This is a genomic window from Sphingomonas montana (assembly GCF_001956315.1).
GTDB lineage: Bacteria > Pseudomonadota > Alphaproteobacteria > Sphingomonadales > Sphingomonadaceae > Sphingomonas_R > Sphingomonas_R montana.
Map to the genome: position 1 here is coordinate 1 of NZ_MOLY01000004.1, position 5108 is coordinate 5108.

At 66.1% G+C, this 5108-nt stretch carries 5 protein-coding genes; 4 read left to right on the top strand and 1 reads right to left on the bottom strand.

Annotated features, from left to right (window positions below):
• Positions 1 to 163 precede the first annotated feature (163 nt).
• Entirely contained in the window at positions 164 to 1117 is a 954-nt protein-coding gene (locus BKY59_RS06565; RefSeq protein ID WP_076069904.1) for a helix-turn-helix domain-containing protein, read from the top strand.
• A 24-nt stretch (positions 1118 to 1141) separates the two neighbouring features.
• Here BKY59_RS06565 and BKY59_RS06570 read toward each other — a convergent pair whose 3' ends face one another.
• On the bottom strand, positions 1142 to 1546 hold the full coding sequence (locus tag BKY59_RS06570; protein WP_076069911.1) for an acyl-CoA thioesterase: 405 nt from the start codon (positions 1544 to 1546) through the stop codon (positions 1142 to 1144).
• A 508-nt stretch (positions 1547 to 2054) separates the two neighbouring features.
• On the opposite strand from BKY59_RS06570, the gene BKY59_RS17275 reads away from it, so the two are divergent.
• The 3 genes from BKY59_RS17275 to BKY59_RS06585 all read left to right on the top strand — a co-directional run.
• Positions 2055 to 2609 (top strand): hypothetical protein, encoded by a 555-nt coding sequence (locus BKY59_RS17275; protein ID WP_129586233.1) that lies wholly within the window; start codon positions 2055 to 2057, stop codon positions 2607 to 2609.
• 371 nt (positions 2610 to 2980) lie between these two features.
• Positions 2981 to 3829 carry an AraC family transcriptional regulator gene (locus BKY59_RS06580; RefSeq protein WP_240499991.1) on the top strand — a complete coding sequence of 283 codons (849 nt, stop codon included), beginning with the start codon at positions 2981 to 2983 and terminating at the stop codon, positions 3827 to 3829.
• Positions 3830 to 3900: 71 nt separating this feature from the next.
• A partial coding sequence (locus BKY59_RS06585) for a helicase-related protein (protein WP_276205484.1) occupies positions 3901 to 5108 on the top strand: 1208 nt, incomplete at its 3' end.

A 5108-nucleotide genomic window follows, 5' to 3' on the forward strand; every position in this document is an offset into this window, starting at 1 on the left:
CTGTCGGGCATCGGCAGCGGCCCGGCGCGGGCCGCGCTGGTCGAAGCCGTCGAGTTCGCCATCGCAAGGGCTTATTGACGACATATTGACAGCCGTACCGACAGTGCCGAATGTCCGGTTTCGGGGCACGACCCTGTATCTGGCATAGGGTCGGCTTCCGGACATGAAGGTACATGGAGGGACCGCGACGGGGGGGATCGCGGACGATGCGTTCGCGATGCCGGCAGGCATGGCGATACGGTACGACCGCCCATCGCCTGACCTGGCCGATTGCATCACCGGCTACACCGTCTTTCATTCCGACGACCCGGTCGAACGGGTGGACTGGTTCCTGCCGTCCCCGACCATGCTGTGCATTTTCGTGGAAGCGGGACCGGTTACGGCGCGGATCGGCAATCATGCGTTCGGGCCGTTGCCCCCGGCAACGGTGATCGGGCCCACCAGCCGGGCGATGCGCATCACGACGCATGGCGGCACGATGGTGGGGATCGGGATCAGCGCCACCGGATGGGCGCGCATGACGGACGCGTCGGCCAGCCTGTCGCACAACCGCATCGTCGCGGCGGAAACCGTGTTCGATCCCGCGGCGGTCGCGATGCTGACCCGGCAACTGGCCGCCCTGCCGGACGACCGCACGGTCAAGCTGGTGCTGGACGCGCTGTTGCCGGCCCTGCTGCGGCCGGTGCCGGCGGGCACGAAGGGCGCGCACATGGCGCTGATCGCCCAGTTGACCGCGCTGGCGACAACTGATTGCGTGATCGACGTCGCGGACATCGCGGTGCGGCTGGGCGTGGCGGAGGCGCGGCTGCGGCGCCTGTCACGGCAGTATTTCGGCATGCCGCCCAAGCAGCTGTTGCGGCGTGCGCGGTTCCTGCGCTCGTTCGTGCGGCTGTTCCAGGGGGGCGACATCGCCGACGCGCGGCGGCTGGACCCGAGCTATTTCGACATGTCGCATTATCTGCGCGACGCGAACGCGTTTCTCGGGACGACGCCGCGTCGGTTCCTGGGGCATAATTCACCCTTCCTCCAGGCGAGCATCCGGGCGCGGATGGCGGTGCTGGGTGCGCCGACACAGGCTCTGCACCCCGGCGGATGCAAGGTGCCACCGGCCGGATGAGGGCGGCGGCAGCGGAGGGAGCGGTCAGTCGCGCGGCGGGAAGAAACGTTCGACGACGCTGTTCGCCAGCCGGGCGGGGCGCAGCGTTTCGGCGTCGAGACAACACCAGCTGGAGCGCACCTCGGCCAGCACATCCTCGCCCCGACGGATGATCGTCTGGTAAAAGGCGCGCGCGCCCTGCACCTTTTCCAGCAGGACGGTGGCGATCACCTCGTCATCGAGGAAAGCTGGCTTGCGGTACGTGATCTCGTGCTTCAGCGCGACCCACAGGTGGCCGGCGACCGCATCGGCCGGGGCCAGCCGTTGCCAATGGCTGATGACCGCGGCCTGCACCCATTTCAGGTAGCTGGCATTGTTGACATGACCCATGAAATCGATGTCGGACGGATCGATGCCGATGGGGTAGCAGTGCGGGATGGCTGTGGTCACGGACGCGGTATAGCAGGTCACGCCTGGTGCGGCGATGGTCTAATGCGGATGGAGAGTGCGACGTGACGTCCGCGGACGCCCAGTTGCGGACGAACAAGAACATGCTACGCTTCATCCATGACCATAGAAGCCATGCTCGTTTTCGGGGCCTGTAGGGTTGCTGATCGGGCTTTTGTCGCCAAATGGTCGTGCTGGCTGCACCATTCTATTGATCGTTCCCGTTGCCATGATAGGCTACATCACCTTCTGGTAATGGCAGCATCCCGAGAATTTGCGTTCGACTAGCGGCTTGGATTATCTTTTTGGACCTTTGTGGCCCAGCCTTGGTGCGAGCGTAGGCTATGTGATTGGTAGCGGTCTGCGTTCGCTAGTTCGCCGACTAGGTTAACGTCCGCTTCGCGCCACAATCGGACGTTCCGCAACCTCGACCAGCGAAAGGCCGCTTTCGCCCAATTGCGGACGTTGGACCAGCATGGCACGGTAGGTGCCCCTCCGAACGAGACGCCCCATGCGCATACCCATCAGGAACAAGGGTGACCGTCCTCTCACCGTTTTCATCGAGTTACAATGTGACCAGTTTGAGGTTCCCGTAGGCGGTGAGGCAATCGTTCGCCTTGCGGACGGGCGTCCTCATTCCGTCGACGTTGATGATGCTTGGGTGACCATCTGGGACGAAGAGGGCGACGCGTCAGTCGAGGTTATCTCAAGCAGCGACAAGCGTGTCGATGAAGCTCTCATGCTTGCTCGTGTATGGCTTCATCGACTTGGAGCCGATGAAGAAGCCTTGCTGATCGACGCTGCGGTAGATCAGTTCGAAATTTCGGTTGGATACCTTGCCGCAAGGAAACAGGTTTTTTGCGCCTTTCACGACGGGTTTCTAAACCGGGTAAGTGCGCTGTCAGACGATGCCACTCTCACTGCCTGCTATCTCGCCGGGACAAATGCCGCTCGTCTTAACGAAGCGGCTCGGAAAGCGAAGTCGTTTCCAGAGTTAGGCTGTGCTCCTTTCGACACCGACACCGCTCGGTCGGTTTTTGCTCGCGCCTTGGACAACGTCTGCTAACCACCAAACCCGGACGTTCAGCACGCCGATCACGCGGATGTCGGCTGACGCGCAGTTTCGGACATTCGGTAAGGCCTATGCGTGACTTCGAGGTCGGGCAGTGGAGCCGACCGTGCAGCTCGCGCTTTTGATCTGCCGGGGCGGTTTGGGCAAAGCGCGACCGGGAACGGGTTTTGGGAAAGGCGCTCCTTCATCGGTGACGATGCCACCGTCATGCCCTGGCTCTTCCGTTCGACCTTCCGCGTTGGGAAAGACTGCCGCCGTGCTAGAACCGCAAGATCGGTCGAGCGCGCCATATCCGGGAGCGCCTAGCTGGCGACGCCACGGAGGACAGGACGATGAAGGCGGCGCACGACAATTACCATGCCCGGATGCGGCGGGTGCTGGATCATATCGACCGGCATCTGGACGATGATCTGGACCTGGATGCGACAAGCGGCGTCGCGGCCTTCTCGAAATTCCACTTCCACCGGCAGTTCATGGCGACCTTCGGGCTATCCGTGCATCGCTACGTCCAGCTCGCCCGCATGAAGCGTGCGTCCTATCGGCTGGCCTACAGAGACGCGCAGAGCATCACCGAAATTGCGATGGATGCCGGTTACGACGCCCCGGATGCCTTTGCCCGCGCGTTCCGCCAACGGGTCGGGCAGTCGCCATCGTCGTTCAGGAAGGCGCCCGATTGGGAACCGTGGCTCGCGGCCTTCGGGCCACTCGACAACGCCAGGAGCAAGCGCATGCAGACAACCTACACAGCAGACGATGTGACGATCCGCGAGGTGGCCCCGACCCCGGTGGCCATCATGCAGCATCGTGGCGACCCGGCGACGATCGGCGCCACCATTCAGCGGTTCATCGCGTGGCGGAAGGCGACCGGCCTGTCGCCGAAGGTCAGCCCGACGTTCAACATCTTCCACGCCGATCCGCGCACGACGCCGCCGACCGAGTATCGCCTGGACCTGTGCGTCGGCACCGACCGGCCGATCGCGGCGCACGGCGAACACATCGAGGCCGGCACCATCCCCGGTGGCCGTTGCGCGGTGCTGCGCGTCGTCGGCGACACCGACAATCTGGAGCCGGCCGCGCTGTACCTCTACCGCGATTGGCTACCCGCCAGCGGCGAGGAGGCACGGGATTTTCCGCTCTACTGCCAGCGCCTCACCTTCTTCCCGGAAGTGCCGGAGCATGAGGCGGTCGCGATCATGTTCCTACCACTCAAATAGCCTGGTTCGGGGCGGCGTTGTCGTCTGCGGAAGGGACGTGGCGCGGGCGAGGCGTGGCGTTATGAAGCGGCATGACCGACCTGCCGATCCATGCCGTGCTGCCCGATATCCTGTCGGCGTTGCGCGAACGCAACACGCTGGTGCTGGTGGCGCCGCCCGGGGCGGGGAAGACGACCGCGGTGGCGCCGGCGTTGCTGGACGAGGCGTGGTGCGACGGCGAGATACTGCTGCTGAGCCCGCGGCGGCTGGCGGCGCGGGCAGCGGCGGAGCGGATGGCGATGCTGGCGGGCGAGCCGGTCGGGCAGAGGATCGGGTACGCCACGCGGATGGACAGCAAGCGGTCCGCCGCCACGCGGGTGACGGTGCTGACCGAGGGCATCTTCCGCAACCGCATCCTGGCCGATCCGGAGCTGGGCGGCGTGTCCGCCGTGCTGTTCGACGAGGTGCACGAGCGCAACCTGGACAGCGATTTAGGGCTGGCGCTGGCGCTGGACGTGCAGGCGGCGCTCAGGCCCGACCTGCGGCTGGTGGCGATGTCGGCGACGCTGGACGGCGCGCGCTTTTCCCAGATGATGGGCGATGCGCCGGTGATCGAGAGTGCAGGGCGAAGCTGGCCGCTGACGCTGCGTCATGTCGGGCGGGATGCTGCGCTGCGGATCGAGGACGCGGTGGCGGGGGTGATCCGCAATGCCTTGGTGGAGGCGGAGGGCGGCGTGCTGGCGTTCTTGCCGGGGGTGGCGGAGATCGAGCGGACAGCGGAACGGCTGGCAAGGTTGCCGGCGGACGTGGTCGTCTACAAACTGCATGGGACGCTGGATGCGGGCGAGCAGCGGGCCGCCATAGGCCCGGCGGCGGCAGGGGTGCGCAAGGTGGTGCTGGCGACGGCGATCGCGGAAACGAGCCTGACGCTGGACGGGATCCGGATCGTGGTGGACAGCGGGCTGGCGCGCCGGCCCAGATACGACCGGGCGGCGGGGATGACGCGATTGTCGACCGAGCGGGTGAGCCAGGCGGCCGCGACGCAGCGCGCGGGCCGCGCGGCGCGGCAGGGGCCGGGCGTTGCGTACCGGCTGTGGGAGGCGGCGGCGACGGGCGGACTGCCGCGGTTCGACCCGCCGGAGATATTGGAGGCGGACCTGTCCGCTTTGGTACTCGACTGCGCATTGTGGGGGGAACTGGAGCCGGCGCGGCTGCGCTGGCTGGATGCACCGCCGGCGGCGGCGGTGGCGGAGGCGCGCGGGCGGCTGCGCGGGTTGGGCGCGGTCGATGCGGACGGGCG

Coding starts and splice junctions, on each gene's coding strand:
- BKY59_RS06565 (WP_076069904.1), top strand. CDS start 164: ATGAAGGTACATGGAGGGACCGCGACGGGGGGGATCGCGGACGATGCG.
- BKY59_RS17275 (WP_129586233.1), top strand. CDS start 2,055: ATGCGCATACCCATCAGGAACAAGGGTGACCGTCCTCTCACCGTTTTC.
- BKY59_RS06580 (WP_240499991.1), top strand. CDS start 2,981: ATGCGGCGGGTGCTGGATCATATCGACCGGCATCTGGACGATGATCTG.